We start from the raw sequence: 25370 nt of genomic DNA on the forward strand, positions 1-25370 counted from the left end.
AATCACACCTGCCAATCTCCAAAAGATATATCACACCTCCCATGTACCCTCAAAGCATGCCCATACTCAGAGATATGTCGATTCTGGTAACTGGCGGCGCAGGGTTCATAGGATCTCATCTTGTCGATGCACTGATAAAACACAACGAGGTTACAGTCATAGACAATCTGAGCACGGGGAAACGGGATTATCTCAGTGCGCACGAATCCAATCCGCGTTTCAGGCTCATAGAGGCAGATCTGCTCGACAGGCTGGAGGTTTATGATGCTGTGAAGGACAAGGACATTGTGTTCCACCTCGCTGCCAACCCATCTGTGGCAGTGGGCGAGACCGATACAAGGGTCCACCTCGAGCAGAACGCCCTCACCACATACAACCTTCTCGAGGCGATGCGCCGGGCGAGGGTCAGGAGAATAGCGTTCACCTCCACATCGACTGTTTATGGTGAGGCGAAGATCATACCGACGCCAGAGGATTACGGCCCGCTGAAGCCGATATCGCTCTACGGGGCGTCGAAGCTCGCATGCGAGGCGATGATATCATCGTACTGTCACACCTTCGATATGCAGGCCTGGATATACCGCTTCGCGAACATAGTGGGAGAGCGCGGGAATCACGGCGTGATCGTGGATTTCATAAGAAAGCTCAGGACAAACCCGAACGAGCTCGAGATCCTCGGATCAGGAGCGCAGCGTAAGTCCTATCTCGATGTCAGGGACTGCGTGGATGCGATGATCCACTGCGTTGAGCATGCGGACGAGCAGGTGAACATATACAACATAGGCTCTCAGGACACTGTAGATGTCAGGGAGATCGCGGATATAGTCGTCAAAGCGATGGGTCTGGACGGCGTGAGGTACAGATTCACAGGCGGGATCGACGGGAGGGGCTGGAAGGGAGATGTGAAGCTTATGTGTCTGTCAACAGACGCGATAAGACAGCTCGGCTGGAGGCCGAGGCTGAGCTCACGAGAGGCCGTGGCCAGGGCCGCAGAATCGCTGCTCAGGGAGATCCGCGAGATGCCGCAGCCAGGAAAAGATGGCCGATCCATGTGATTCAGCGAATCACATTGGCAGAGCCAATTATCGATGTCCAGATGTCACCTGCGCTTGCATATCCGGTCCAACCGTGCTGTGTTGGATAAGTCCTGAAATTCGTAACCGGAAGGCCATTAGGGGTAAAGATGGAAATTAACCAAGAATCGATGCCTAGAGATGGAATTCTGAAAAAGTTATCCAACACAGCAGTTCAACCGTACCAAAAATTTTGTGGATGCCCGCCAAACTTCAGCCGGGCGATGAGATCTACCAGATCCTCTCCCAGCCGCCGTCCTTGGGCCTTATCCTGTATGTCTTGCCCTTGGCAAGAAGATAATTGTGGAGATCTGCCGCATCCCTGAAGAAGCGCTTATCGTGGAGGTTGTTGTATATATCCTCTGATGTAAAACCGCTCAGCTTGCCCCTTCCGTAGATAATCCTCTCGATTGTGTAGTATATATCATCAAACTTCCTGATCGGCCGGGTCCACTCCTTGAACTTCATCAGACCACCATGCGTGATGGGTCGCGGCTGAATATCAAACTTTCGTCCCGTGCGGCGTCAGCGTCTGGATCATCTCTGTTCCCGTGGAATCTGAAAGAGATCGCTGATTCACTTGAAGAGATCAGGCAGAATCGTGAATCCCGTGATACAAACAAAGATCTTCGTGGTCGCATGTTGTTAGAGGTAGCCCAGAGGATCGAGGCCACCATTCGATATGTAAAGGCCAAGATATTTTGCCGATAAACATCCACCACCCAAACATGGGACATGAGCACCTGGAGAGGTACCGCGATATAATACCTGATTTCAGTACATTCCTGGATTTCATGAGCAGGCCGCTGCCTGTGACCGTCAGGATAAATACGCTGAAGACCTCGGTCCAAGAGCTGTTAACCAGGCTTGATCGCGCTGGGATCGGGTATGAGCGCATGCGATGGTATCCGCTCGGGTTGAGGCTCGATATGGAGAGGCCGGGAAGGCTTATGGAGTTTCAGATGGGGCTGATCCACATACAGGAGGAGATCTCAATGCTGCCTCCGCTGGTCCTCGACCCGCAGCCAGGCGAGCGGGTTCTGGATCTCTGTGCAGCGCCCGGAGGAAAAGCGGCGCAGATCAGCATGCAGATGTCGAACAGGGGGATGGTGGTCGCGAACGACAGCTCCTCTGCACGCATCGTGCCGCTGAGAGCAAATCTGGAGCGGCTCGGCTCGGTCAACGCTGTGGTCACATCTTATGATGGAAGGCGCTTCCCTCAGTACACATTCGACAGAGCGCTTGTTGACGCCTCATGCTCGAGCGAGGGCACCGCTCGAAGGTACCCTGGAGTGATCGCGAGATGCTCTGTGAAGAGGAGCATGGATCTCCAGAGCCTACAGGTATCGCTCCTGCGCAGGGCGATAGAGCTCACAAGGCCTGGCGGTGTCATCGTCTACTCGACATGCACATTCGCGCCTGAGGAGAACGAGGGAGTCGTCTCGAGGGTGCTCGATATCGCTGATTTGGAGAGCTTCACAATCCCAGGACTCCAATCAAGCCCGGGTCTTGTATCCTGGAATGGAGTTGATTACGGCGAGGAGCTCTTGAAATGCAGAAGGTACTATCCGCATCAGAACGACACGGGGGGATTCTTTGTCGCGAAGCTCCGCAGAAGGTTTTCAGCTGGTGAATAAAGATACAGTGGTATCGATGTGGGTGGAGAGGTTTGGAATCCCTGAAGATGTCTTCGAGGGATTCAGCTTCTTCAGACGCGGCAGAATGATATGGGCGTTCAGCCTCCCAGAGATCCCGCCGTTCAGATGCGAGAGCATTGGGATGAGGGTTATATCGATGCGCGAGAGCCCGTGGAAGCCAACAACATACGCCCTCCAGCTCTGGGGACGGCATGCGAGAAAGAACGTCATCGATCTGGATGATGAGATGGCGAGACGCTTCTTCGCGGGCGAGAGCCTGGAGCTGAGAGCGCAGGTGGATAGAGGTTACGTGGTCGTCACGCACATGGGCTCTGTGATGGGGTGCGGCCTGTACACGCCCGGAAGGCTGATCTCGCAGCTCCCAAGGGAGCGCAGGATTCTTGAGATCGATGATAGATCCGCATCAAGATATGCACAGCCTGAGGATGCGCATCATGAATGCTCAGAGTGAATCCTACAAATACGAATCTCCAGACCGCGCGATGCTGGACCGCGATCTGATGCGATCCCTCTGGCGCAGCCCGATGAGGCTTTTCTCCCTCTCACGCCGGCTGCAGGAGAAGTGCTGCGGCAGAGAGATAACCTATGTCATAAACAGGAACATCAATTTCACAAACATATGCGTTGGAAGCTGCAGATTCTGCGCATTCAGGAAGGAAGATGGTTACATCCTTACACATGAGGATCTCCTCCGGAAGGCAGAGGAGGCTGAGAGGATGGGCGCCACGGAGATCTGCCTCCAGGGCGGGCTGGCGCCAGGATTGACCCTGGAGGACTACTGCGAGATGCTTGAGGTACTGAAGTCCAGCTATCCCTCGATGCATCTCCATGCCTACTCACCAATGGAGGTACTTCACATGTCGAGGGCCTCCGGCGTGGATATCAGGGACGCGCTCCGCGCTCTGAGAGATTCCGGCCTGGATTCGATGCCAGGAACCGCTGCTGAGCTGCTGGTCGACTCTGTGAGGCGGCAGATATGCCCTGATAAGCTCAGCACAGCAGAATGGTCTTTTATCATAAAATCTGCACACAGGATGGGCATACCAACGACATCGACCATGCTCTACGGTCACATAGAGAATTTCGAGGAGAGGCTGAGCCATCTGGAGATCATCCGCTCCATACAGATGGAGACCGGAGGGTTCACAGAGTTCGTGCTGCTTCCCTTCGTCCCGGGAAACACGGAGCTCAGAGGGGTCGCGAAGACTCCGGATATCCTTGAGAACCTGAAGATGCATGCACTGGCAAGGGTGGCGCTCTATCCGCATATCAAGAACATCCAGGCGAGCTGGGTGAAGCTCGGCAGGGAGGTCGCAGGAGCCGCAATGGAATGGGGAGCCAACGACCTCGGCGGGACGCTCATGGAGGAGAACATATCGAGATGCGCAGGATCCAGCGAGGGGCAGTACATGTCACCGGATGAGTTCAAGGATCTGATAAAGAGGCATGGGAGGATACCTGTCCAGCGGGACACGCTGTACAGGAAGATTTGCTGATATCTGGGCGTGCGCAAAAATCCCTCGAATCTTGGTGCCGACCTCGAGCTCAGTATCCTCTCATTATCTTCACCACGATCCTCGCGATCATGTAGGCGATCAGAAACACTATCACGTAGAAGAGTATCTCAGCGATCTCCAACCACGCAACCTCCTTTTATCATCAGTCGAATCATATCAACTTCTTCTCACAGTGTATGGAAGCAGCCCACCTGCGATGAGTATATCCCTCTGACGCCTGCTGAGCTCCATCCGGAGCGGGATCTCCTGATCTCCAGCAATCGCCTTTACCTGTGACTCCCCGCTCTCCAGGGCCCGCCGGATCTCAGGAATGGTTATGCTCATGCCCTGATAGAGGCTATCGTAATCGGATTCCCTGACGAAGTAGAGCGGCAGTATCCCGAAGTTCACCAGGTTCGCGGCATGTATCCTCTCTATGGACTTCGCTATGACCGCCTTCACCCCAAGATACATCGGACACATCGCAGCATGCTCCCTCGATGATCCCTGGCCGTAGCTCACACCCGCTACAATGATGTTATGCAGTCCCTTATCACGGATCTCCGCCGCCCTCCTCGGGAACTCCTGGTCTAGCGGCTCGAAGACGAACGTCGAGTACTTCGGCACGTTCGACCTGTACTTGAGCCGCGAGCCGGCTGGCATTATGTGATCCGTGGTTATGTTGTCCTCTACCTTTATTGTGACGACCCCTTTTATGCTCTCAGGCATCGGCGTGTTCCTCGGAGGCTCGCCTATGTTCGGACCTCTGAATATCCTTACTTTGGCCCTCTCCTGAGCTGGCTTTGGAGTTATGATCATGCTGTCATCTATCTCAAACCTCTCCGGCATCTCCACCCTCGGAAACTCGATGCCGAGATCTGATGGATCGACAAACTCGCCTGCTATCGCAGCTGCAGCCGCGACCACGGGGCTCGTCAGGTAGACATTTGCGCTCGGAGTTCCTGATCTGCCCTTGAAGTTCCTGTTGCTCGTTCTGACCGAGACAGCATCTGTGCCCGGCGACATGCTGTTGCCTATGCAGAAGCCGCATGCGCTCTCGAGGATTCTAGCGCCGAAGGCTATGAGATCGTCAAGTGCGCCACTCCTGGCCATCATCCTGAGAACCTGTCTCGAGCCGGGGGCGACCCCAAAGCTGACGCCTGGCGGCAGATGCCTTCCCTTGACCATTCGAGAGACGGTCATCATATCAGTGTATGACGAGTTTGTGCAAGAGCCTACGAGCACCTGGTCAACACGCATCCCCTCAACATCGCGCAGTGGGACCACATTCCCAGGGCTGTGTGGAGCGGCAACCAGCGGCTCTAGCTCCGAGAGGTCGATCTCGATGGTCTTATCGTACTCTGCACCTTCATCAGGTGCAAGCGGCATCCAATGCTCAGGCCTGCCCTGTGCCGCCAGGAACCTTCTGGTCTGATCATCGCTCGGGAATATCGATGTCGTGACGCCCGTCTCAGCGCCCATGTTAGTGATCGTCGCCCTGTCAGGCACGGTGAGCCCCTGAATGCCCTCGCCAGTGTACTCGCAAACCCACCCCACATTCCCCTTCGTCGAGAGTATCTGCAGCACCTTCAGTATGACATCCTTCGGGGTGACCCAGGGCTGGAGCTCTCCTGTCAGATGCACCTCCATCACCCTGGGAGCTGTCAGGTAGTAAGGCCCGCCGCCCATGGCCACAGCCACATCGAGCCCACCAGCGCCTATGGCTATCATCCCCAGGCCGCCGCCTGTCGGGGTGTGGCTGTCCGAACCAAGCAGCGTCTTTCCGGGCCGCCCGAACCTCTCAAGATGTACCTGATGGCATATGCCATTGCCAGGGCGTGAGAAGTATATGCCGTAACGCTCAGCGACCGACTGTAGATACCTGTGATCGTCAGCGTTCTCGAACCCGACCTGTATCGTGTTGTGATCAACATAGCTCACAGAGATCTCTGTGGCTATGCTCTCGAGTCCCATCGACTCGAACTGAAGATACGCCATAGTGCCGGTCGCATCCTGTGTCAGGGTCTGGTCTATCCTTATGCCTATCTCGCTTCCCGGCTCATATGTGCCATCCACGAGATGATCCCTCAGGATCTTCTCAGTAAGGGTGTATCCCATCCAGTTGCCCTCCCCAAACAGTGATCTCCAATTCAATCTTCCGTATCAGGGACCTCTTCAGCATCTCACATGCCCCGTAGAGCGTGACGACTTCCCTCCGACGCTGTGTCCCGCCTCGATACGCCATCTGTATGCTGCGTGTCCCATTAATCACACAAACAGCTGGCGCTCTGCATAGCGAATGGATGTGGCGCAGAAATTTCCAGCGCTCACAGAGCTGTTGGATGTCGAAACTGCTGATACATAATTCCGAGCCAATTGATATACACTTTTCTGTTGTAGTCCGGAAACTGAGACCGCGACCATCATGCGCAGTGCAGCATCTACAAACCATAGGCGTACCGATCCGGCTAATAGCCAGCATCTGCAAAGCCCAAATACCCTCTCCCGAGACTCCCTCCGGAGCGATGGAAAGGTAAACTTTCCGGCTCAGTCGAACTGTATGCTCTTGTCCATTCTGTAGGCCATCGCAAGGCATGCGGCCTTCAGCTCACCCTCCGCGTTTCTGACCTCTATGTTGTAGGTGGATATCCTCCGCGTTCTGCTGACCTCTCTCGCCTCTGCGTAGAGCGTCTCATCAGGAGTTGCAGGCCTGAGATAGTCCACTGTCACGCTTATCGCCACAGCGACTGTACCGTGAGAGTTCGCAGCTGCGCCGAATGCCTGGTCTATCAGGGAGAATATCGCCCCGCCATGGACGGTTCCGAAGAAGTTTTTGTTATCATCGGATGGCTCCATCTCGACCTTCGAGTATCCCTCCTTCAGCTCAACCAGCCGCATGCCAAGCCTTCGCGCGAAAGGCTGCTCATCGACCTTTGCATGAAGCCTCTCCAACACCCCAGGTGGTTCCATGGGTGATGCTTGTCCAAGGATGTACATAAAACCCATGTTCTTATGGGCCCTTATCTCCCAGAACGTCATTTTGCGGGGCGATCTGGCCGGCACACCTCAACTAGGGCACCTGCCACATCCGGAAAGCTGAGAAACGGGACGAACAGCAGTTGTAGGGTCGTGACCGCAGAAGAAAAAGAGAAACAGAGAGCTGCAGGGGGCATCAACCCCCTGGGCTTCACTTCGGTGGCCAGTAGCTCTTCATCCAGTCGACTATGCGCCCGGAGTCCTCTGGACCAACCAGAATCTTCACCTTTCCGCCGAAGAGATCCTCGAGCTCGCCGCTGAACTTCGCCGCCATGCCCGGCAGAACAATCGACGGATACTTCATCTTCGTGAGGTCGAAGTCGGCTTCCTTGAACGCATCGACGATCTTCTGCGGGTTCAGCTGGCCGCCAGCGACAGATGCCTGCACGCCGATGCCATCGGTGTTGATGGACATGATGTAGGCGTCGATGTTGTTCGAGGCGACATCCGATTCCACTGTGTAGTATGTGAGGGCGAAGTTGGTCGTGACAAAGACGGGAGACTCCTCCGTCGGGTTCCCGACCTTGTAGATTCCCGGCTTGACCTGGACAGGTCTTCTCGGGTCGGTGTAGATGTTGTACCTGAGATGCATGTCAGGCATCACGCAGTGCGGCTCGATGCAGTGCTTGATCATTATCGAGGCGCCGCGTATGACAAACGTCGCTGTAAGTATCGACTCCCAGTAGGCAGCCCTCACTGGGTCCTTGGTCGTGAACCATGCGTTGATGGGCAGGGCGATCGTCGGGTATGCGATATCCTTCTGCCCCTCCTCCAGCGCCGCTCTTCTCAGCTTGAGAAGGTTGTGCAGCGACTCCTGGAGCTTCTTGCCGTTCGGAGCAGTCCCGAAGTCCAGCACCAGGTCATGGATGCCCATCTGCTCAAAGGTAACAGCCATCGATTTGAGGCCGTCAAGATCGAAGGGCACGCTTAGAACGACCGGCACGTTGAACTCGTGGACGAGCTTTGCTACCTCCTGCCAGTTCTCCTTGTTGGCTGCGTAGACCAGCGGCCTGGTCTTGGCTGCGACCTCGAGGCCTGCCCTCAGGACCTTCGGATCGAATGAGCACAGGATCATCGGATAGTCTGTGGTCTCCATGACCTTCTTCACGCACGCTGCGAACTTCGCGGGATCGCCAGAGGTCGACCGGACGGCGATCATCTCCACGCGTTCCCACTTGCCTATGTAGAACTTCTTCCAGGTGCTTATCTTCTTGACGCGCTCGACGAGCGCTGCCTCCTCCATTGTATCTGTGACATCGTAGGCGAACGGCGGCTTGTTGAAGAACGTCATCTGGTGGCGGTACATGACATCCTCGCCGCCGACCTTCAGCTCCTTATCCCCTGTGCCAACATATACAAGGCGTATCTCAGGAGCGACTATGGACTTGAGCGTCTCGTACTTCTTCGCGTACTTCTTCTCCTCGGCCAGCGGTGTGCACTCCTCAACGCGCTTCGACCTGTCGATCAGAGCTGCTGCAAACGCCATGCATGTCTGCAGCCCGCACTTGCCGCAGTTGGTCTGGGGAAGATGTTTGTAAAGATTCAGGGGGCTCTTTTCCTTCATCGCTATCAGACCTCCATCTTGACCCAGTTGGTAATATCAGGAGTCTGCGCATCTATCAGTCCCATGAGAGTCTGTGTGATCTCCTGGAGGTAAGCGACCGCCATCGGATGCATCATCATGAACAGATCCACACCGGCCATCGCGAGCGAGAAGCCTGTTATGATCTCCCATATCGGGCCTCTGAGCATCCTGTCGCCCCAGTCGGAGTCCTCCTTGTTGGGCGAGCGGACCATCCAGGCCTCCCTCACGCCCCAGGCGTTTGTCGTGCCTGAAGACATCGGGAATGTGAGCTCCTCGTCTCCCTTCAGGGCACCGAGCCTTATGCGCTCCATGTTGGTGTACGCGAAGTCGAGACCGTATGCGAGAGCAGCCGTGGTCGGATCCATCACTATCGACTCCCTGGGAACTCCGGCGACCTTCATCAGCTTCCTGTTGAGCTCCTTCTGGGAGTTGATCTCGAGCTGCGTCCATGCCAGGCAGACATGTCCGTTGTCAACGCACGCCTTCCCGATCTTCTCCCAGTCCATGTTCAGGTTGGCGCTTGCAATGAGCGCGCGCTCGCCCTGGGCGACCTCAGCGGCTGCCTTGAGCACCTCAGGATCCTTGTCCGGGTTGCCCGAGCCGCCGATGCATATCGGGACGTCCACAGCCTGGAGAACCTCCTCAACGGTCTTCGCAGCCTCTCTCGGCGGCGTATCCTTCAGGAGCGGATCTGTGCTGATGAGGTGTATTGTGACGAGATCAGCGCCGAACTTTTTGACAGCCTTCTTCGCCCACTCGCCGGGATCGTTGATGACATCCTCGTAGTGCATCTTGACTGCCTTTGCCATGCCGATGGGCATGTCGAAGACGTCCATCGTGACCACGGGCCTGTGTGGCATTGGCGCATCGTAGAAGAACGGCAGCGCCTTCTCCCCGCCGATCTTTATCGTGTGACCTCTGCTTCCTCCATCAGCCTTCGTGGCTCCAAGCGTGACCTCCTGGATCGGGTACTTCCAGGTATCATCGATTCCGACCTGGAACTTCGCCTGGACCAGGCTGGTGGCAACCTTCCACTCAGGCACCTTGGCTGCCGCCTCCACCACCGCAGCTGGAGCTGGAGATATCGCGTGTGCAACTGCAGCAGGCTGCAGCAGAGCATCGACCGGATATCCCATGCTCCTGGCGAACTTTACGAGCTGCACCGCGATCTGGGCAACCTCCTGACCGAAGTAGTAGGCGAAGAGCGGCCCTATCCCAGCAGCTCCTGTATCTATCTCGATCTCTATATCGCCCTCGATGGATACACCCTCGATGGCCTCAACGCCATATTCCGCCAATGTCTTGTTCAGATCTGATAATTTGATCTTCTTCTCCTCTGCCATATAAATCACCCTTTAAATACCCAGAGCCTTGACGACATGCTCCTCGATCTCCTTCACCGAGGGGGTGTCATCAGGCAGGTTGATCAATGGGTCTCCCACCAGATCGAAGTTGGCTAACCTCTCATCGTAGGGGATCGTGCCGATAACATTGAGGCTCACGGACTTGGCGTTCTCGATGATCTTCTCCCTGTTACCCTCTGTCACCTTGTTCGCGATGACGTAGAGGTTGTTGTACTTGAGACCCAGCTCCGCGGCCAGTTCCCTGATCCGCTCTCCTGTGGTGAGACCACGTCTGGAGGAGTCCGTCACCACGATCAACGAGTCCAGATCCGGGATCACCTTCCTGCTGAAGTGCTCGAGGCCTGCAGCTGTGTCTATTATGGTGATATCGTACTGATCTATCAGCCTGTCCATTATGCCTCTCAGAAGATTGTTGACAAAACAGTAACACCCCGAGCCCTCGGGTTTGCCCATGACCAGGAGATCGTAGCCATTCTCCTCCACAAGGATCTCGAAGATCTTCGCCTCGAAGAGCCTCTCCTTGTCCGTGTCAGGCGGTGTGGTGTACCTGGCCTCCTGCATGAACTCCCTCATGTCCCCGACGGTCTTCGTCACCTCAACGCCAAGAGCATCGGCGAGGTTTGAATCCGGATCTGCATCTATCACAAGAACGCGGTATCTTTTGCCGCTTTTGATCAGATATCTGACCAGAAGAGCGGAGACTGCAGTCTTGCCAGTACCGCCCTTGCCCGTTATCGCTATTACTCTCCCCAAGATCGAGCCTTCCTTACTTCTTCTGCTTTATGACTACTTCCTGAATATGTACACTCGCGCCTCTGAGCTCCAGGATTATGCCCTGAGATCCGCCGGCTGCGGGCATGGCAAACGCCGGGGCTGCAGCGGGTGCAGCAGCCGCAGGAGCTGCAGCAGCGGGAGCAGCCGCGGGCGCAGCCGCCTCCTTCTTCTTAAGCACTAGCTTCGCCATCTTCAAAACCTCCCTCTCTTTCTCCCTCACAAAAATATATGGTAGACAGGTGTTCTACTTTGCCAGAACCACCTTGTCTATTGTTATCTTCGCGTCCTTCAGCACCAGCTTTATGCCAGCACCGCCGGCTGCGGGCATGGCAAACGCCGGGGCTGCAGCGGGTGCAGCAGCCGCAGGAGCTGCAGCAGCGGGAGCGGCCGCGGGCGCAGCCGCCTCCTTCTTCTTCAATACCAGCTTGCCCATTTCAAAATCCTCCAACTCACTCTAGCACGCCATCGGCCTGGAGCGCCTCGACAACCTGCATGAACTGCCCCTCGCTCATCAGGAGCTCGTTCTTCACGTTGTCTGTATCGATCTCGCCTCCATACTTCTCGATGAATGCTATGACCTTCTCCTTAAGCTCGTCGGTGACCTCCTCGAACTTCCAGCCCTCGGTTATCTTCTTGCCATCGACCGGCCTAACGACACCAGTGACGACTGGATGATCTACTTTGAGCAGGAACTTCTTAAGGGACTCGAGATCTTTCGCATCATCCTCTGTGGCGATCTTGTCGTACATCTCCGCGGGTATGCCCTCCTTCACCCTCTCCTTGAGCCTCTTGGACATCCAGACGATCCTGCGCCAGCCGCCGTCCGCCTGGAGGAACTTCGGGGAGAAGTAATACAGCACGCCCATTCCGAGGAAGCCGACTACCTGCTTGCCACCGCCGGTCTGTCCGGCCATGGTCGAGAACGGCAGGCCGTTCGGAGCAGCGCCCTTGAAGTCGCGGTCAGCGATGCCTATGCCGTCGACCTCGGGCATGTAGAATCCGATCGTCTCGAAGCAGCCGCATGATGTGTGGGGCGCATCGAAGAAGGTGTACAGCTTCATCACTGTGTACTCGCCGCCGGACCTCTTCGCGGCCATCTGGTTGATGCTCTCGTACTCTCCAGTGATCGGGTCCTTCAGCCCCTCCTTGGGTATCGGGAACTGCGGGCCCTCGGGGTCGACCTTGGAAGCAGCACGCCCATCGAACCATGTGATGGCGCCGCAGAGCGATGGCCTGTCGGGCGTCACGACGCAAGCGCTTGTCGGAGCGAACGCCTGGCAGAGCGTGCATCCGTAGAAGACATCGACGTCTTCATCGTGCAGACCCTTCGCCCTCTCGTCCCTCGCCTTGTAGACCTGCATCGCCTTCTCCAGCTCCTCCTTTACCTTAGCCGGATCTGTGATGACGGTTACCTCCATCTTCTCGATGAAGGGCATCTCGGCCTTGTACAGGTTGATGACAGGCTTGAAAATCTGCTCCCATGATGTGACACCCTTCTTCTGCAGGCTCTTGCCCAGCCTCATCCAGATATCGTACCTCTGGTTGAGGTGCATGAGGCCGCTTATGTAGGAGAGCAGAGCATGGTTGCGCCTCTCTATGATCGACTCCAGGTCCTTCTCGATCTTCTCGCCCGCGACCTTGAATATCATTCCGAAGGGGATCGTTGAGCCCTCCTTGACATCCTTCAGGTCAGGCCCGATGATCGTGACCTTCCCGTCCTCCACCTCGTCCATCGAGGCTGCAAGGGTCAGCTCGAAACCGTCTGCCTTCGGGCCGCCCATCTCTACCCACAGGTCTTCCTTCCTTATGCGCTCCCCTTCGTACATCGGGGATATGTCCAGTTGAATCTCTTCAGCCATTTCTACACCTCTCCTAATACCAAAATAAATTTTGGAATTATTATTTCACATCACTTCTTCAGTATTGCGATCAGCTCATCGATCGCCTCGTGGTATCCTGCCGAGTCGAACGCCAGGTTCCCGAATGTCATATCCGCGTTGACATGGTAGTACCTGTCGATGGAGATCCTCTTGATGTCCCTGTTGAAGTGCTTCAGAGCAGAGAACATGGCGTTGGCGAACTTGTAGAAGATACCCATGAAGATCACTACGTCATACTGTCCCTGCCCATCAAGGCCCTTCCAGTCCTTGAAGCGCAGGTAGTTCGTCAGCGGATGCAGGCCGATCGTATAGACGTTAGTCATGTACCCCCTCTCGAGAAAGCCCTTCACCGTGTGAGCCGTCGCTGCAATTGGCATGTTCTTCGCCTTGGCGATCTCGATCGCCTTGTCGAACATGATCGGGTCATCGAAGAGCTCTGCTCCCACAACAAGCAGCGGCCTCTTGGCCTTCTTTATGATGGCGCCTATGACCTTTACGGGATAGGTTTTTGCCATCTCGGGCCCGGGGATCTGGGCCATCTCAAAAGGTATGGGGTTTTTGGTTGTGTCGACTGCCATTTCCCTCACTTCCTAACCCTGATCTTCCTCTCGATGTTGGTCGGATCGAAGCTCACGTCTGCCGGCCTGATCGGGCCCTCGACGATCTTCTTCGCCTTCCAGTCGATCTTCCAGCCGTACTTCTCCTCGAGCTCCTTCATCATCTGGTCCTTCCAGGCGAGCGGAAGCTCAGAAGCGTGTCTCACGAAAATGGGCCAGTCATCCGGAAGCTTCCCGAAATATTTCATCGATATATCGCAGTAGTGGGTCAGCTTGATCATTCGTCCAATGGAGTTGTCGCTGGGCCTGAAGCAGAGCTTGGCCATCATCAGCATGGCCTCCTCCTTTGTCTCTGCCACATACAGCATGTGCTCGGGGGCAGGCTCGATCCTGACCTTAGACCCATCTCTGGCATCTATGACGATCCAGTCCTCAGGCACGTCTGTTCTGGAGAGGAACGCCCTGCGGTATATCACAGAGTGCGGCTGCACAACAACGGGTACGCCGATCCTGTTGACTCCGGTTGCGATCGAGGCAGCCTTCTGAGAGTAAGCGCCCCACGCTATGCCGCATGCTCCGACCTTGGAGAGGATGTAATCCGCGATGTCATCGTAGTTTGCACGATGGTTCCTGTGAGCGAATATCGTGGCAACCTTAATCGCAGCTCCGTGTATGTGGGCATTTGCAACACATGATCCGATATTGCATATATTTCTGCCATCGAATGCGCCTGGATACTGCTCCCAGATCGTCTTGCCATCTGCATCAGTGTACAGGGACATATCCATCGCCATGCATCCGGTGGTCACAACAATATATCCTCTGTCGACGAACTCCTTGGCGATATCGTATGCCTCCTTAGTGCCATTCGGATAGTTGCTGCATCCGACAAGCGCAATCACTCCGGGGATTGTGCCGAGAACTATGGGAGCTCCTACTGCCCTGATCTCCGTATCCCTGACAGGTCCTCTGCCAGCCCTCATCTTGAACTTCTGGTTCCTGATGTACTCCCTGTTGGCGTACTCATACATCTTCAGGATCGGCAGATCCTGCCTGCAGACCTGCTCGCATCTGCCGCATCCAACGCAGACCTCGTATGTCGAGGAGAACGGCTCCAGGTTGCCCTTTGCGGCTTCCTCCATGAGATGGCTTATCCTGATGTGCGGCGGGCAAACGAATGCGCACTCGTTGCACTTTGTGCAGCTCGAGACCAGCTTCTTGAACTCATCCTCTGTAAGCACACTCTTGTTCTTGATATCTGCGCGCTTTGGCTTCACCGCAATGGCTGTCTTAACACCGACCTCTCCGGCCTTGACCGGATCCAGTATAACAACACCCGGCACCCTGAAGTTAACAAGATCATCCACGATCTCATCGACCGGGTCATTCGTCCTGTCCTTGAGGCCCAGCATAATCTTATCATTGGTGGCGATCAGGGGGATCTTCCGCTCCTCGCAGTCCTTCAGAGCATCGCACCAGACACACTGCTCATCGATCATCACCGTGTCCATGATGCCTGCCCTGACCATCTTTCTCCACCAGCCGATGGCACCGACAACCTTTGCCTTGGTTCCCACCATATCCGGAACCTTCTTCTCGCCCATACCCTCGCCGATCCTGGTGAGATCTATGGCCGTGCAGCAGACGCCACCTATATCGACCTTGTCCCAGAGGTTGTTTGCCTCGGTGTAGAACATAGCCTCGGCGCCGGCTGCAAGGTTGTGACCGTATGCGATCAGGACCGCCTTGTTCTGATCCAGTGTGCCCATGCCGATCTCGACAAGGGGAGCGTTCGGATCGCCGCGCGGCATGTTGTAGGCCACGATCTGCAGCATATCGCAGATCTCTTTTCCAAGAGAGTCTATCATGCCTGCGTGAAGGGCCTTGGACTCGAAGTCAACGTAGTTGCCCTCCTGGCCGGTGTGCGTGGCCGCCAGGAGCTGTGTGATCTGCTCCTCGCAGTACTCAAGAGCCTTGCCGAAGTCTTTCAGGCTCTTCGGCCTGATGCCGATTATGGTCTCAGTCAGGGGTGCGGTCACAAGTATGTCGGTGCCCATGTCGAATTTCATGTCACCGAACTTGTCAAGCGTCCAGTGGTACAGATGTCTTCCATGAGCCGTATGAGCGCATGTGCCCATCAGGCATGCGACAAGAACGATCTTACCGCACGTTCCAGCCATGTCTATGCCGCATGCTCCGCGCTTGTTGCCGGTGAGATCGCATGGACCGTATGTACAGAGTGTACATGTATCGTCTGCAGGCGCGTAGAATATTCTATAACGATTCAAAATCTTGAAGTCCCAGTCGCGCAGGGTTGCGATCTGCGGCTTCGGGAACGGACCCATCGGCTGGTCCCATTCCTCTTCCTCCTTAACGACAGCCCCTATGTTGATCTGGACATTCTTCATGTCCTCAACTGTAAAGCTGCCCTCGAGCTTTGCCATTGGGTTCTTGGCCTCCTTTCCTGTATATGCAGCTCCCCTTTTGCGCGAAGTACATAAAACCCTTTCGGCGGGCGGTTGTTTTATAAAATTGATAACACTGTTAAATATGTTTTAAGCAATATTTGATAATAAAAATAATAACAAAAAGCACATTAGATGCGATCATAATTCATAACTTTGATAACAAATCTGAATTTTTTGATTTAGAGCAAATTGATGTGATTATTATGATATCCACGCATCTTCGCCTTCCCTAAGAAGATACCGGAAATGGGATGTTGCATAACATGCACGCCCCTCTTTGGAGATATAGATGCATTCGGTGCTACATGCCGGGATCGCGAGTTGATCTGACCTCTAAAAGATCCCATTCGAGGTGAACCCATCGTGAATATCTGAGCGTCGTGAAGACTGAGGGCTTTCCTGCAGCTCAACATTCCTCCTCCAGCGTCCAGCTCGCTGATGTATCGCTAGGTTCAAATCATTGAGGTTCGACGGGCTGTGGATGAGAGTTCGCAGAAGCTTTGCGGCGGTTGAGCCGTGCGAGCATGGAGGCAGGATTCTTGAGCTTTCCCGAAGGCTCGGGGCCCAGATTCTTGACTTCAGCGCCAGCATCAACCCCCTCGGCCCCCCTCCCCTTGAGGATCTCGTGCTGAGCGAGCTGAAAAACATAAGCCATTATCCGGACATCAAATACAGCGATTTCAGAGAGGCTGCAGCATCATTCGTCGGCGTTGATCCTGAGAATATAGTCCCCGGAAACGGCTCATCGGAGATCATAAGGATCTTCTCAGAGGTCTGTCTCGAGGATGATGAGATCGCACTGATTCCCGCGCCCACCTTCGGTGAGTACGAGACCCAGTCGAGGCTTGCTGGCGCGCGCATCGTGAAAACCGACCTGGGCGTCGAGGCTCCAAGAGCTCTCGACTCCGTATTCGATGAACCGCTGCTGAGAGATGCAAAGGCGGCATTCTTCTGCAACCCGAACAATCCCACAGGTAAGCTCACGGAGAGAGAGGAGCTCATCAGGCTTGCCGAGCGTTGTGAGAGCCGCGGGGTCTTTCTTCTCCTCGATGAGGCTTTCATAGAGCTCTCAGATCCCGATCAGAGCCTGGCAGATCTCGCGCCAGATATGGAATCTCTTGTGGTCATGAGATCCCTCACGAAATCATTCGGCGTTCCAGGGCTTAGGCTCGGATTCGCTGTCACGAACAGATGGCTTGCGGATATCATGAACAGGGCGCGCATACCCTGGTCGATAAGCTCGATAGCGTCTGCCGTAGCTGTCCATCTTCTGAAGGATGAGGAGTTTCTGGAGAGGAGCAGAGAGTCGATCATCAAGGAGCTTGAATGGCTGACAGGTGCTCTCAGGAGCATAGGGCTGAGACCGCTCAGGAGCAGCACGAACTTCATACTCGTTGATGTAAAAGACACCGGACTGGGCTCAGGCGAGCTCGCAGATAGGATGCTGAATGAGGGTATCCTAATAAGAGATTGCAGATCGTTCGGCCTGGATGGCTACGTGAGGGTAGCTGTGCGAAGAAGGGATGAGAACGAGAGGCTGATCCTCGCGTTCAAGAATGTCCTGGAGGCGAGATGAGGGAGAGCTGCGATCGTTACCCGTGCCACTTCGAGGGACAGGACTGCACATTCTGTTTCTGTCCGTTCTACCCGTGCCTAGACGAATCTCTGGGGTGCAGGATCGACGGTGTCTGGAGGTGTGACAACTGCACGCTTCTGCACAGGCCTGACGTGGCAGCTGAGGTTGTTGAGGATCTGCTCAGAGGGGATGATATAGCTCTGGTCTGGAGGAGGGTGAGATCGCAGATATGACAGATCCAATATTGGTCCTAATCATAGCGCTTCTGATCGATATACTGCTGGGAGAGCCGCCGTCAGCGCTCCATCCGGTCGTTTTAATGGGGAAGATGGTAGATCTTCTCAGGCGGATGATGCCGCGCAGGAAGCTCTCCGGCCTTATGATCACACTGTTTGTTATCTTTGGAGCCGTGGCTGGAGGCAATGCCCTGATCCGCATCGCCCATGCTCCTGGCGATCTCGCCGGATCCCCTGCGATCGGGGATATCCTGGCCCTTCTCATGGCCTCGTATCTCCTTAAATCCACATTCGCATTCAGAAGTCTGATCGAGACCTCCAGGGAGATCGGCGGTCTCATCGATAAAGATCTCGATGCTGCAAAACGCCTCCTTCCGGCGCTGGTGAGCAGAAATCCTCTTACTCTTACACACGCCCAGGCCAGGTCTGCTGTAATCGAGTCGCTCTCCGAGAACTACGTCGATACGATCGTCTCTCCTCTCTTTTACTACGTGACATTCTCGTACATAGGCCTCGGCGTGGAGGCTGCGCTCGCCTTCAAGGCTGTCAGCACGATGGACAGCATGCTCGGTTACAAGACCGATGAGCTCCGCGAGATCGGGTATGTTCCTGCCCGTCTTGATGATATCATGAACTGGATCCCGGCGAGGCTGAGCCTGCCACTGCTGATGATAGCCTCTCCAGGAAGAGCGGCTGATATACTAAGGGCATGCATGCGATACCGCTCAGCCACACCCAGCCCCAACTCCGGATGGCCGATGGCAGCAGCTGCGGGCGCTCTGGGCACGCGGCTGGAGAAGCCCGGAGTATACAAAATACTTGATGACGGTCGGGAGCCGGAGAGCGAGGACATATCATCTGCCATCTCGCTCATCGGAAGGGCGATGATCCTTGCTGCTTTGTTATCGGTGTTGCTGCTCATCCCGCTCAGATGAGATCGACGTCCAAAAGGCCTCCTGCCGGTGATTCGGAGGATCAGCAATCTCGCAGGAAGATGTTGTGTCGGTTGGATTGGAGTGATTCAACCACATGAGCCCCATAAAATAAGATCGGATCTGTGATCGCTCACAGATCCCTACCATCCTGCCCTGAAGGAGTATGGCGGTTTGAGCCAGGATCTGAACGATGTGTAGTATCCTCCGAAGTCCGGCCTCCACGCCATGAATGAATATCCCTTCTGTATCGTGAAGTCCGCGTCGCTCGTGTCAGATGCCTGGGCGCCGGTATCGTAGATCACCGTGACCTTGACGCGCGCCTGCGTTGTTGCTATGTTCGGCGGTCGCCAGGTGAAGCTCGTCGCAGGTCCCATTATGCTCGCAATCGTGTGCGGGAATGTCTTTCCTCCGTCAGTTGAGTATGATAGCACCACGCCTGAGACTGATGCTGATGACGGCATCGTCCAGGTTATCGTGAATGGAATCTGCCTCTTCAGGACCTCTCCACCATTTGGAGTTATGAGCCTGACCAGAGTGGAGTCCATCGCCTTGACGAACAGCCAGGTCTCGGTTATATCTGGCGCACCAGCTCTCGTGAACCTGAATGTTATGACATGGCTGCCAGCTCCAAGCCTGGCCCATTCATCATCTGTCATCGACCATCCAGGATAGTACCAGCTCTTGGCGTTTATGCCTGTGCTTATTATAGTCCAGTTACCGCCATCGATCTTGTACTCTGCCTTGAGCAGATCCCATATTGACTCCACCTGGAATGTTGTGAGTACAGGCTTGGTCGTATACGGTACAGGGCTCGATGCTGGCTCTATTGTAACACTGTAATCCTTGCCCGCGAGAGCAATCGGAGATCCTGTGAGCAGAGATGCTGAGAATTTTCCGCTAACACGGTTCTCGGCCGCGTTTACAACAGTATCAGTGGCCGCGATCCAGTTATTGCCATCCCAGACGTAGAGGTTGAGCGAGTTCTCGGCAACGTATGCGAGATCTGCATCAGCGTAGGATGTGGTTATTGTGGCCACTCCGCCCGGATTGCCTGTGAGTATGACATCAAAGTACCTGATCGGTATCGCAGGCAGTTTCGATGCGTCGTATGGCTCCTCTCCAGGCATGTATGCAGCGCTGCCCATTATGGTCCCGCTGTACACAATTCCTCTCAGCTCGACCCTGATACCGGCATCTGGATTGTCGAAGACCACAGGAGATGCATTTGTTACCTTTCCGTTTATGGTCCTGGCCGTGAGCCACGGGGCGTAATCCACGGAGCCGATCACGATATTGTTCGGGCTCACAGGCTTGCCTTTATCCCTTCCGACTCCACCATCACCCCAGAAGCATGCCCTCGAGAGAATCGTTGACATCAGGGTATTTCTGAGGCCTACGCCATTTCTCTCTATGTTGTTGTATAGTATCAAGGGGCTTGTGTTTGAAACATCTATGCCGGTGCCGGTCGATGCGCCTGTGATCGTGAATCCGGTCAGAACCACAGAGGATCCGGTGATCGATACAGCGTTTACTGATGGAGTGGCTGCGTTAATTGTGGGATTATTTATGCCTACGAGCTTCAGCGTCTTATCAACCACAACATTCTCGTTATACGTTCCAGAGTATACCACGATGGTGTCTCCCGGGCTGGCATTGTCGATGGCATCCTGAATGCTGCTCTTGGTACAGCCAGATGGACATACAGTATAAGTGGCAGCATCAGCTGATGCAACCAGGATCAAAATCGCCAGCCAGAGAGGCAGAACTGAGCTTACCCCCCTTCTTGAAATCATAGCTACTCACCTATTTGCTTATTGAGTAATGATTATTAGCATGTTATATATATACCTTCCTGCAAAGCAAATCTGTACTTGGTTTAAAAAATATTATAAACTAAAAAAGTTATTAACATTATTATTTTATAGCTTTCCCTGCTGGGTATGGACAACTTTGCAGAGGAGCTGAAGGTGGAATCCGTAAATACACAACCTTTATCACGGGGGGCATGGAGAGAGTCTTATCTGCTGAACAAGCTCGATTTAGGAGTTGCCCTGATGGAGACCCTGGGAGATCTGATCCGCGGGCTCCGGGAGATTTCGCGCGCGGAGCCCGAGAGCGATGATGTTGAGAGAGTATTCGGATGGCGCCCTGAGTCCATACGGCTCCTCGCGCCCTCGGAGGATGAGAGCATCATGCACATCGTCTTTGAGAAGGGCGTGGTGCTCGAGGTCCGGTACTTCCTCAACGACAGCCTGATAGCCCTGGGGGACGATATGGAGATGCGTCTTATGCTCCAGGTGGATATCACCTCCAGGGTGGGATACAATGTCTTCTACTCAAAATACATTCACGGACAGGGATACATAAGGGTATCACTGAGGGATGTTGAGAACAAGATGGTCCAGAAGATCCTGGAGGACTACTATCTTCCAAGACTCAGAAGCATATTCAAGCCTGTAATTATTGAGTTCAGAGGTTTCTCAGACAGGGACTTCTTCGGCGTCGAGGCCGGGAGGGAGCACGGCTACATCTACTATTCCCCTGTGAGGCCAAAGAGCGGAGAGAACGAGGTGAAGATCATTGATGTGATCTCCAGACTCTACCATCTGGACTCTCTCCTGAGAAACAGAGATATCCCGCACCAGCTGGCGGAGCTCGAGCTGCAGATGAGCTTTCTGCCGAGTGTGATGTGGATGTGAGCGCCAGGAGCGACCTGGCCGGATGCACGGGATGCGGGTAACGAGAACTCCGTCAGGCCGGGATAGTGGAGCGCATAACCTGCTTTTCAGCGGGGCCTCTCCATCGCCAGTCTTCTCATGTCCGGAGGCATCTTCTCGATGGCGTAGCGGAGCGTGGTCCTGGGCATCTCGTTCTTTCGGGACATTACGTAGTTGAAGACCTCCTGCTGGTGGCACCTGCTGGCCTCCTTGAGAAGCCAGCCGCAGCCCTTCTGGACCATATCATCAGCGTCTCGGAGCAGCATATCAGCGATCTCGAGCACATCGCTCAGGAACAGACCTCTGCGCGCTGGAAGTATCATGGTCGCGGCTGCAGCCCTGCGCACCCACCGGTTCTCTGATGCAGACCAGCTCTTCAAATTCTGGATGTACGCAGGGTACATCTCAACGAATGTTCCGAGCGAGTGGTTGCAGAATGTATCGCACTTGACCCAGTTGTTGATGTAAGCTGTGACCCAGCGCTCGAAAACCTGAAAATCCGGGGGCTCGTAGCTCCTCCGGAGGGAGTATGCCCAGTCGAATGCCACGATCGCATCCTCTGTGTAATCCGTCTCCAGAAGGTCTTCGCAGAGCTCGAAGATCTCCCTCTTCCTCATGTGGCGGATCACCCTGAAATGACGCCTGGCGATCTCTCTTACCACAGGAGTCCTCACCCCGTAGAGCCTCACAGGCTCCCTGAAGAAGCGCTGCGCAGACTCCCGCGTTTCGTCGTCAGCGTTCTGCAGCAGCTCTGCTCTTATCAGAGATACGAGATCCTCGCACATTTCCTCTATGCTAGAATGTTCATGGGATTCAGGACTGCTGGATCTGCGATCCTCCACCAGCCTTCCTGATCTCCTCGGCAAGCATCGGCAGGAACGTCCCGACATCTGTGACCAGGCCTATCGCCTGGGCTGTGCCCCTGTCCATGAGCTTGGTGACGGTTGCAGGATTGATATCTATACAGAGCGTCTTCACGTAAGAGGGAAGAAGGTTTCCGGTCGCTATGGAGTGCAGCATTGTAGCCATCATCAGTGCCATATCCACTCCCTTCAGTGCCTCTGCCATCGCATCCTTCGCCTTCACCGTATCTGTTATGACCTCGGGAAGCGGCCCGTCATCTCTTATCGAGCCGGCAAGCACGAATGGTATTCCTTTTTTTATGCACTCGTACATTATGCCGCCTCTGATCTTCCCCTCCTTTATCGCGTTCTCTATCGAGCCGCTGGCGATGATCTCGCTTATCGCATACAGATGGTTTCTGTGGCCCCCTGATGTCGCATTTCCCTTCATGTCCATTCCCAGGCTTGTGCCGAAGAGCTGTCTCTCGATGTCATGAACAGCGAGCGCATTTCCTGAGAGGAGGATATCGATGTAGCCGTCTCGGATAAGCTGCGCGAGCGCAGGCGCAGCGCCGGTGTGGACCACCGCCGGGCCGCATATCGCAGCTATCCTTCCGCCCTTTCTCTTTGTCGCAACAATCTCTGCTGCGATCTGCCTCACGATCTCCACGCTCGGACGCTCAGATGAGACCTCATTCCTCATGAAGCCGAAGAAAGATTTCTCGCGGGGCCGCTCGGGTGGCACGACCTTCACGCCGGTGGTCCCCACGACGACCATGTCTCCCTTTTTTATGTGGTGTATCGGAGTGCATCTCGCGCTGCTGCCTGAGACAACTATAAGACAGTCCATCCGGCTCCCCTCAACAGGGATCCAGGTTCCTCTGAGCCTGATATACGTGGGATGGTTTGTGGTCGAGTAGAACCCTCTGGGAACCACCATGTCATTGGGCGCAGGCTCGAGCCTCACATCCTCTGAGTCCACGAGCCTCGCACCCAGCGCGTTCAGAGCCTCCAGGATCTGGTTGAGATGCGCCGGGTCTTTACCTATAAGCGTGAGCCTGACATGGCTCGGCTCGTCCTTTCTCTTGCCAACCTTGAACTCCTTTATCTCGAACTCGCCCCCCATGTCCATGATCTTGTCAAGCGCCTTTGTCAGGATCAGCGAGTCTATCAGATGCCCCTCCATCTCTATATCGCATATCTCACTCATACAAACAACAGCTCCAAAAACTGCGCTCACCAGGGCTGGCCCTCGATGACCGCCAGGGTCTTGTCGTTCGTGGACATCACCTGCTTCAGGATTCTGACCACGTACCTGTCTCCGTCCTGCTCAGGTATATCAAATATGGCCTTCGTCCCCATTCGTCTGAGGTGCTGCTCGAAGTCACGCGCAGTCTGTATCGATCTCACCCTTATCTGCACCTGCTGCACGATCTGCTCGCCCTGCATTCTTCTCCGGATCGTATCGGTGAGCGGCACCAGTATGCTCTCACCAAGCCTTAAAGCTCTTTCTCTCAGTGCCGCTTCATCCTCATTCCATTCTACAGACTGGAACCCCTCACGAACGACCCTTGAGAAGAAGAAGTCCTGCGCGTAATCATTGTAGTACCTGAAGGCGAACTCCAGGTCGCTGCAGTTGCTCTCCGAGGCGGTGTACTTCAACGGGCTCGCCCGATTCTCAGGATCCTTTATGACGACTCCCTCCCGCCCGGCCCTCCCTAGCCTCTTTATTATGCGAAATATCTCATCCGCAGCCCTCTCAACCGGGAACTCGCCGAAGAACGGGACGTGCTTAACGCAGTACTCCTCTGCAAGCGCATGCGTGGCATGAACGCCCATCATCGAGCGGCAGTTCTTCTTTGAGATATCAAAGAGGTAGAAGTCTATGCTCTCAACAGGATAGACTTCCTTAGGCACGTAGGGATTCTCCGGACCGACCATCTCCCCGCACAGTACAACATCTGGATGATCCTCGAAGAGCTCCGGATCCACCCTCTCCCGAACGATCTCTGTAGAGAACGGGCATATGTATCCTCCCCTCGTCAGAGCATACACATCACCGTCGACAGAGACTGCTCTTATGTTGTAGCCATTCATCTTCTCCTCGACAGCCACCCTGTCGAGAAAGTTCCTCCTGATCGCAGGGCCCAGCATCATGGCCCTCCTTATCTTCGGATATCCGTGGACTACATCACCGTTCTCAAATATCACAGTCCCGGGCTCGACGCCGGATATGCCCTTCTCGAAGCGCAGGAGGCGGGGCTCAGGCCAGCTGGAGAGCTTCAGTATGCCTTCCGTCAGAGATTCAAGCCTCTCAACAGGCACACCCAGGCTCCTCGCTGCCCTGCTCAGGTTCATGATGAAGAGCCCCTTAAAAAGAGGATCAGGCGGCCAGGGCCTTTGTCCTGACCAGGTAGTCTATGAGGCACCTCCTGGTGATCATCCCGGCCAGAGATCCGTCCCTGTTGAGCACCGGAAGGCCTCCGCGATTCTCCTCCAGGATGATCCTTCGGACCTCTTCCAGCGGAGTGTCCACGTAGACGTACTTCACATCCTGGGTCATGACATCAGATACCAGAAGGTTCTTTATCCTGCCCTCCTGCTGGCGCCATGAGACCAGATCGCGAAACGCCCTGAACGCTCTTGCTATATCTCTCTCCGTGAGTATGCCGACGAGCTTTCCGCCATCGAGAACAGGAAGCCTCCCGATATCCCTGTCCATCATCATCCTTCTCGCGTGAATGAGCCTGTCGCTGGGGGCTACTGTGAGGGCGGAGCGCATCGCATCCTTGGAGATGCCTGTGAGCTTGACGTTAGCGAGGATCTCCCTCGGCCTAACCCAGCCCAGGATCTCATCGTTCTGGGTGACAACCAGAACAGAGGTCTTCTGGAGCAGCAGTATCGCCTCCTCGATGCCCATCTCGGGGTGTACCGGTATAACGGCATCAAGAGTCGCAGCTGCCACGTGCAGGGATGACGCTGGCATACCAAGCCGCTTCCTTGTGCCGAGAACCCTGGCGATCTGCCTCATCGTTATTATGCCACCGAGCTTGCCGTTGTTTGTCACAAGCAGTCTCCTGGTGCCGTGCTTCTCCATCAGATCGAGCGCATGCCCGAGACGCTCAGATTTGTCTATCGTTATCGGCGGTGTCATTATATCCTTAACCTGCATG

General features: G+C 55.0%; 24 protein-coding genes. 8 read left to right on the forward strand and 16 right to left on the reverse strand.

The window, feature by feature from the left end; genetic code table 11:
• Window positions 1-56: 56 nt before the first annotated feature.
• On the forward strand, window positions 57-1055 hold the full coding sequence (locus NQU42_RS01190) for an NAD-dependent epimerase/dehydratase family protein (RefSeq protein ID WP_296608356.1): 999 nt from the start codon (window positions 57-59) through the stop codon (window positions 1053-1055).
• Between the two features lie 249 nt (window positions 1056-1304).
• Here NQU42_RS01190 and NQU42_RS01195 read toward each other — a convergent pair whose 3' ends face one another.
• Window positions 1305-1541 carry a hypothetical protein gene (locus NQU42_RS01195; protein ID WP_296608358.1) on the reverse strand — a complete coding sequence of 79 codons (237 nt, stop codon included), beginning with the start codon at window positions 1539-1541 and terminating at the stop codon, window positions 1305-1307.
• 260 nt (window positions 1542-1801) lie between these two features.
• Between NQU42_RS01195 and NQU42_RS01200 the strand changes: the two genes are divergently transcribed.
• From NQU42_RS01200 to cofH, 3 genes are read left to right on the forward strand one after another with little or no spacing between them, the layout of a single operon-like run.
• The gene (locus tag NQU42_RS01200) at window positions 1802-2710 is read left to right on the forward strand and encodes an RsmB/NOP family class I SAM-dependent RNA methyltransferase (RefSeq protein WP_296608360.1); all 909 of its coding nucleotides are present in this window, start codon (window positions 1802-1804) and stop codon (window positions 2708-2710) included.
• Entirely contained in the window at window positions 2703-3182 is a 480-nt protein-coding gene (locus NQU42_RS01205; RefSeq protein WP_296608362.1) for a hypothetical protein, read from the forward strand. Before NQU42_RS01200 ends, NQU42_RS01205 begins: the two co-directional genes overlap by 8 nt.
• Window positions 3166-4227: a 5-amino-6-(D-ribitylamino)uracil--L-tyrosine 4-hydroxyphenyl transferase CofH gene (gene cofH / locus NQU42_RS01210; protein WP_296608363.1), complete on the forward strand. Its 1062-nt coding sequence runs from the start codon at window positions 3166-3168 to the stop codon at window positions 4225-4227. Before NQU42_RS01205 ends, cofH begins: the two co-directional genes overlap by 17 nt.
• Before the next feature lie 177 nt (window positions 4228-4404).
• Here cofH and NQU42_RS01215 read toward each other — a convergent pair whose 3' ends face one another.
• From NQU42_RS01215 to cdhA, 10 genes are all read right to left on the reverse strand, one after another.
• Window positions 4405-6345, reverse strand: a complete 1941-nt coding sequence (locus tag NQU42_RS01215) for an aconitate hydratase (protein WP_296608365.1) — start codon at window positions 6343-6345, stop codon at window positions 4405-4407.
• 429 nt (window positions 6346-6774) lie between these two features.
• Window positions 6775-7197: a hotdog fold thioesterase gene (locus NQU42_RS01220; protein ID WP_296608367.1), complete on the reverse strand. Its 423-nt coding sequence runs from the start codon at window positions 7195-7197 to the stop codon at window positions 6775-6777.
• Between the two features lie 217 nt (window positions 7198-7414).
• On the reverse strand, window positions 7415-8827 hold the full coding sequence (acsC, locus tag NQU42_RS01225) for an acetyl-CoA decarbonylase/synthase complex subunit gamma (protein WP_296608368.1): 1413 nt from the start codon (window positions 8825-8827) through the stop codon (window positions 7415-7417).
• A gap of 5 nt (window positions 8828-8832) precedes the next feature.
• A complete protein-coding gene (gene cdhD, locus NQU42_RS01230) occupies window positions 8833-10191 on the reverse strand; it encodes a CO dehydrogenase/acetyl-CoA synthase subunit delta (RefSeq protein WP_296608370.1) in 1359 nt (452 codons plus the stop codon).
• Window positions 10192-10203: 12 nt separating this feature from the next.
• Entirely contained in the window at window positions 10204-10965 is a 762-nt protein-coding gene (locus NQU42_RS01235; protein WP_296608372.1) for an AAA family ATPase, read from the reverse strand.
• Between the two features lie 13 nt (window positions 10966-10978).
• Window positions 10979-11176: a hypothetical protein gene (locus NQU42_RS01240; RefSeq protein ID WP_296608373.1), complete on the reverse strand. Its 198-nt coding sequence runs from the start codon at window positions 11174-11176 to the stop codon at window positions 10979-10981.
• Between the two features lie 54 nt (window positions 11177-11230).
• Window positions 11231-11419: a hypothetical protein gene (locus NQU42_RS01245; RefSeq protein ID WP_296608375.1), complete on the reverse strand. Its 189-nt coding sequence runs from the start codon at window positions 11417-11419 to the stop codon at window positions 11231-11233.
• Between the two features lie 16 nt (window positions 11420-11435).
• Window positions 11436-12845: a CO dehydrogenase/CO-methylating acetyl-CoA synthase complex subunit beta gene (gene cdhC, locus NQU42_RS01250; protein WP_296608377.1), complete on the reverse strand. Its 1410-nt coding sequence runs from the start codon at window positions 12843-12845 to the stop codon at window positions 11436-11438.
• A 50-nt stretch (window positions 12846-12895) separates the two neighbouring features.
• Window positions 12896-13444 (reverse strand): CO dehydrogenase/acetyl-CoA synthase complex subunit epsilon, encoded by a 549-nt coding sequence (gene cdhB / locus NQU42_RS01255; protein ID WP_296608379.1) that lies wholly within the window; start codon window positions 13442-13444, stop codon window positions 12896-12898.
• 5 nt (window positions 13445-13449) lie between these two features.
• Window positions 13450-15867 (reverse strand): CO dehydrogenase/acetyl-CoA synthase complex subunit alpha, encoded by a 2418-nt coding sequence (gene cdhA / locus NQU42_RS01260; protein ID WP_296608381.1) that lies wholly within the window; start codon window positions 15865-15867, stop codon window positions 13450-13452.
• Window positions 15868-16372: 505 nt separating this feature from the next.
• Here cdhA and cobD point away from each other — a divergent pair.
• From cobD to NQU42_RS01275, 3 genes are read left to right on the forward strand one after another with little or no spacing between them, the layout of a single operon-like run.
• Window positions 16373-17467, forward strand: coding sequence for a threonine-phosphate decarboxylase CobD (cobD, locus tag NQU42_RS01265; RefSeq protein WP_296608382.1), 1095 nt, complete (start codon window positions 16373-16375; stop codon window positions 17465-17467).
• A complete protein-coding gene (locus NQU42_RS01270) occupies window positions 17464-17700 on the forward strand; it encodes a cysteine-rich small domain-containing protein (protein ID WP_296608384.1) in 237 nt (78 codons plus the stop codon). The genes cobD and NQU42_RS01270 overlap by 4 nt, the downstream gene beginning before the upstream one ends.
• Window positions 17697-18638, forward strand: a complete 942-nt coding sequence (locus tag NQU42_RS01275; RefSeq protein WP_296608385.1) for a cobalamin biosynthesis protein — start codon at window positions 17697-17699, stop codon at window positions 18636-18638. The genes NQU42_RS01270 and NQU42_RS01275 overlap by 4 nt, the downstream gene beginning before the upstream one ends.
• 140 nt (window positions 18639-18778) lie before the next feature.
• Here the strand turns inward: NQU42_RS01275 and NQU42_RS01280 are convergent, their stop codons facing one another.
• Window positions 18779-20269, reverse strand: a complete 1491-nt coding sequence (locus NQU42_RS01280; RefSeq protein ID WP_296608387.1) for a hypothetical protein — start codon at window positions 20267-20269, stop codon at window positions 18779-18781.
• 309 nt (window positions 20270-20578) lie between these two features.
• On the opposite strand from NQU42_RS01280, the gene NQU42_RS01285 reads away from it, so the two are divergent.
• Window positions 20579-21337, forward strand: coding sequence for a hypothetical protein (locus NQU42_RS01285; RefSeq protein ID WP_296608389.1), 759 nt, complete (start codon window positions 20579-20581; stop codon window positions 21335-21337).
• A gap of 86 nt (window positions 21338-21423) precedes the next feature.
• Here NQU42_RS01285 and NQU42_RS01290 read toward each other — a convergent pair whose 3' ends face one another.
• Genes NQU42_RS01290 through NQU42_RS01305 form a run of 4 tightly spaced genes read right to left on the reverse strand, consistent with a single transcriptional unit; the run spans window position 21424 to window position 25369 of the window.
• Complete coding sequence (locus NQU42_RS01290) at window positions 21424-22140, reverse strand: DNA alkylation repair protein (RefSeq protein ID WP_296608390.1); 717 nt, start codon at window positions 22138-22140, stop codon at window positions 21424-21426.
• A gap of 28 nt (window positions 22141-22168) precedes the next feature.
• Window positions 22169-23407 carry a TIGR00300 family protein gene (locus NQU42_RS01295; RefSeq protein WP_296608391.1) on the reverse strand — a complete coding sequence of 413 codons (1239 nt, stop codon included), beginning with the start codon at window positions 23405-23407 and terminating at the stop codon, window positions 22169-22171.
• A gap of 26 nt (window positions 23408-23433) precedes the next feature.
• Window positions 23434-24555, reverse strand: a complete 1122-nt coding sequence (locus NQU42_RS01300) for an RNA ligase (protein WP_296608393.1) — start codon at window positions 24553-24555, stop codon at window positions 23434-23436.
• Window positions 24556-24580: 25 nt separating this feature from the next.
• Window positions 24581-25369, reverse strand: coding sequence for a CBS domain-containing protein (locus tag NQU42_RS01305; RefSeq protein WP_296608395.1), 789 nt, complete (start codon window positions 25367-25369; stop codon window positions 24581-24583).
• Window position 25370: the final 1 nt, after the last annotated feature.

The organism is Methanothrix sp. (assembly GCF_024518575.1).
Lineage (GTDB): Archaea > Halobacteriota > Methanosarcinia > Methanotrichales > Methanotrichaceae > Methanothrix_B.

Excerpts from the sequence above, each read along its gene's own strand:
- NQU42_RS01190 (WP_296608356.1), top strand. The coding sequence starts at position 57 with ATGCCCATACTCAGAGATATGTCGATTCTGGTAACTGGCGGCGCAGGG.
- NQU42_RS01270 (WP_296608384.1), top strand. The coding sequence starts at position 17,464 with ATGAGGGAGAGCTGCGATCGTTACCCGTGCCACTTCGAGGGACAGGAC.
- cdhA (WP_296608381.1), bottom strand. The coding sequence starts at position 15,867 with ATGGCAAAGCTCGAGGGCAGCTTTACAGTTGAGGACATGAAGAATGTC.
- cdhD (WP_296608370.1), bottom strand. The coding sequence starts at position 10,191 with ATGGCAGAGGAGAAGAAGATCAAATTATCAGATCTGAACAAGACATTG.
- NQU42_RS01305 (WP_296608395.1), bottom strand. The coding sequence starts at position 25,369 with ATGCAGGTTAAGGATATAATGACACCGCCGATAACGATAGACAAATCT.
- NQU42_RS01220 (WP_296608367.1), bottom strand. The coding sequence starts at position 7,197 with ATGGAACCACCTGGGGTGTTGGAGAGGCTTCATGCAAAGGTCGATGAG.
- NQU42_RS01295 (WP_296608391.1), bottom strand. The coding sequence starts at position 23,407 with ATGAGTGAGATATGCGATATAGAGATGGAGGGGCATCTGATAGACTCG.
- NQU42_RS01290 (WP_296608390.1), bottom strand. The coding sequence starts at position 22,140 with ATGTGCGAGGATCTCGTATCTCTGATAAGAGCAGAGCTGCTGCAGAAC.
- NQU42_RS01215 (WP_296608365.1), bottom strand. The coding sequence starts at position 6,345 with ATGGGATACACCCTTACTGAGAAGATCCTGAGGGATCATCTCGTGGAT.
- NQU42_RS01300 (WP_296608393.1), bottom strand. The coding sequence starts at position 24,555 with ATGAACCTGAGCAGGGCAGCGAGGAGCCTGGGTGTGCCTGTTGAGAGG.
- NQU42_RS01200 (WP_296608360.1), top strand. The coding sequence starts at position 1,802 with ATGGGACATGAGCACCTGGAGAGGTACCGCGATATAATACCTGATTTC.
- NQU42_RS01275 (WP_296608385.1), top strand. The coding sequence starts at position 17,697 with ATGACAGATCCAATATTGGTCCTAATCATAGCGCTTCTGATCGATATA.
- cobD (WP_296608382.1), top strand. The coding sequence starts at position 16,373 with ATGAGAGTTCGCAGAAGCTTTGCGGCGGTTGAGCCGTGCGAGCATGGA.
- cofH (WP_296608363.1), top strand. The coding sequence starts at position 3,166 with ATGAATGCTCAGAGTGAATCCTACAAATACGAATCTCCAGACCGCGCG.
- NQU42_RS01240 (WP_296608373.1), bottom strand. The coding sequence starts at position 11,176 with ATGGCGAAGCTAGTGCTTAAGAAGAAGGAGGCGGCTGCGCCCGCGGCT.
- NQU42_RS01195 (WP_296608358.1), bottom strand. The coding sequence starts at position 1,541 with ATGAAGTTCAAGGAGTGGACCCGGCCGATCAGGAAGTTTGATGATATA.
- acsC (WP_296608368.1), bottom strand. The coding sequence starts at position 8,827 with ATGAAGGAAAAGAGCCCCCTGAATCTTTACAAACATCTTCCCCAGACC.
- cdhB (WP_296608379.1), bottom strand. The coding sequence starts at position 13,444 with ATGGCAGTCGACACAACCAAAAACCCCATACCTTTTGAGATGGCCCAG.
- NQU42_RS01285 (WP_296608389.1), top strand. The coding sequence starts at position 20,579 with ATGGACAACTTTGCAGAGGAGCTGAAGGTGGAATCCGTAAATACACAA.
- NQU42_RS01245 (WP_296608375.1), bottom strand. The coding sequence starts at position 11,419 with ATGGGCAAGCTGGTATTGAAGAAGAAGGAGGCGGCTGCGCCCGCGGCC.
- cdhC (WP_296608377.1), bottom strand. The coding sequence starts at position 12,845 with ATGGCTGAAGAGATTCAACTGGACATATCCCCGATGTACGAAGGGGAG.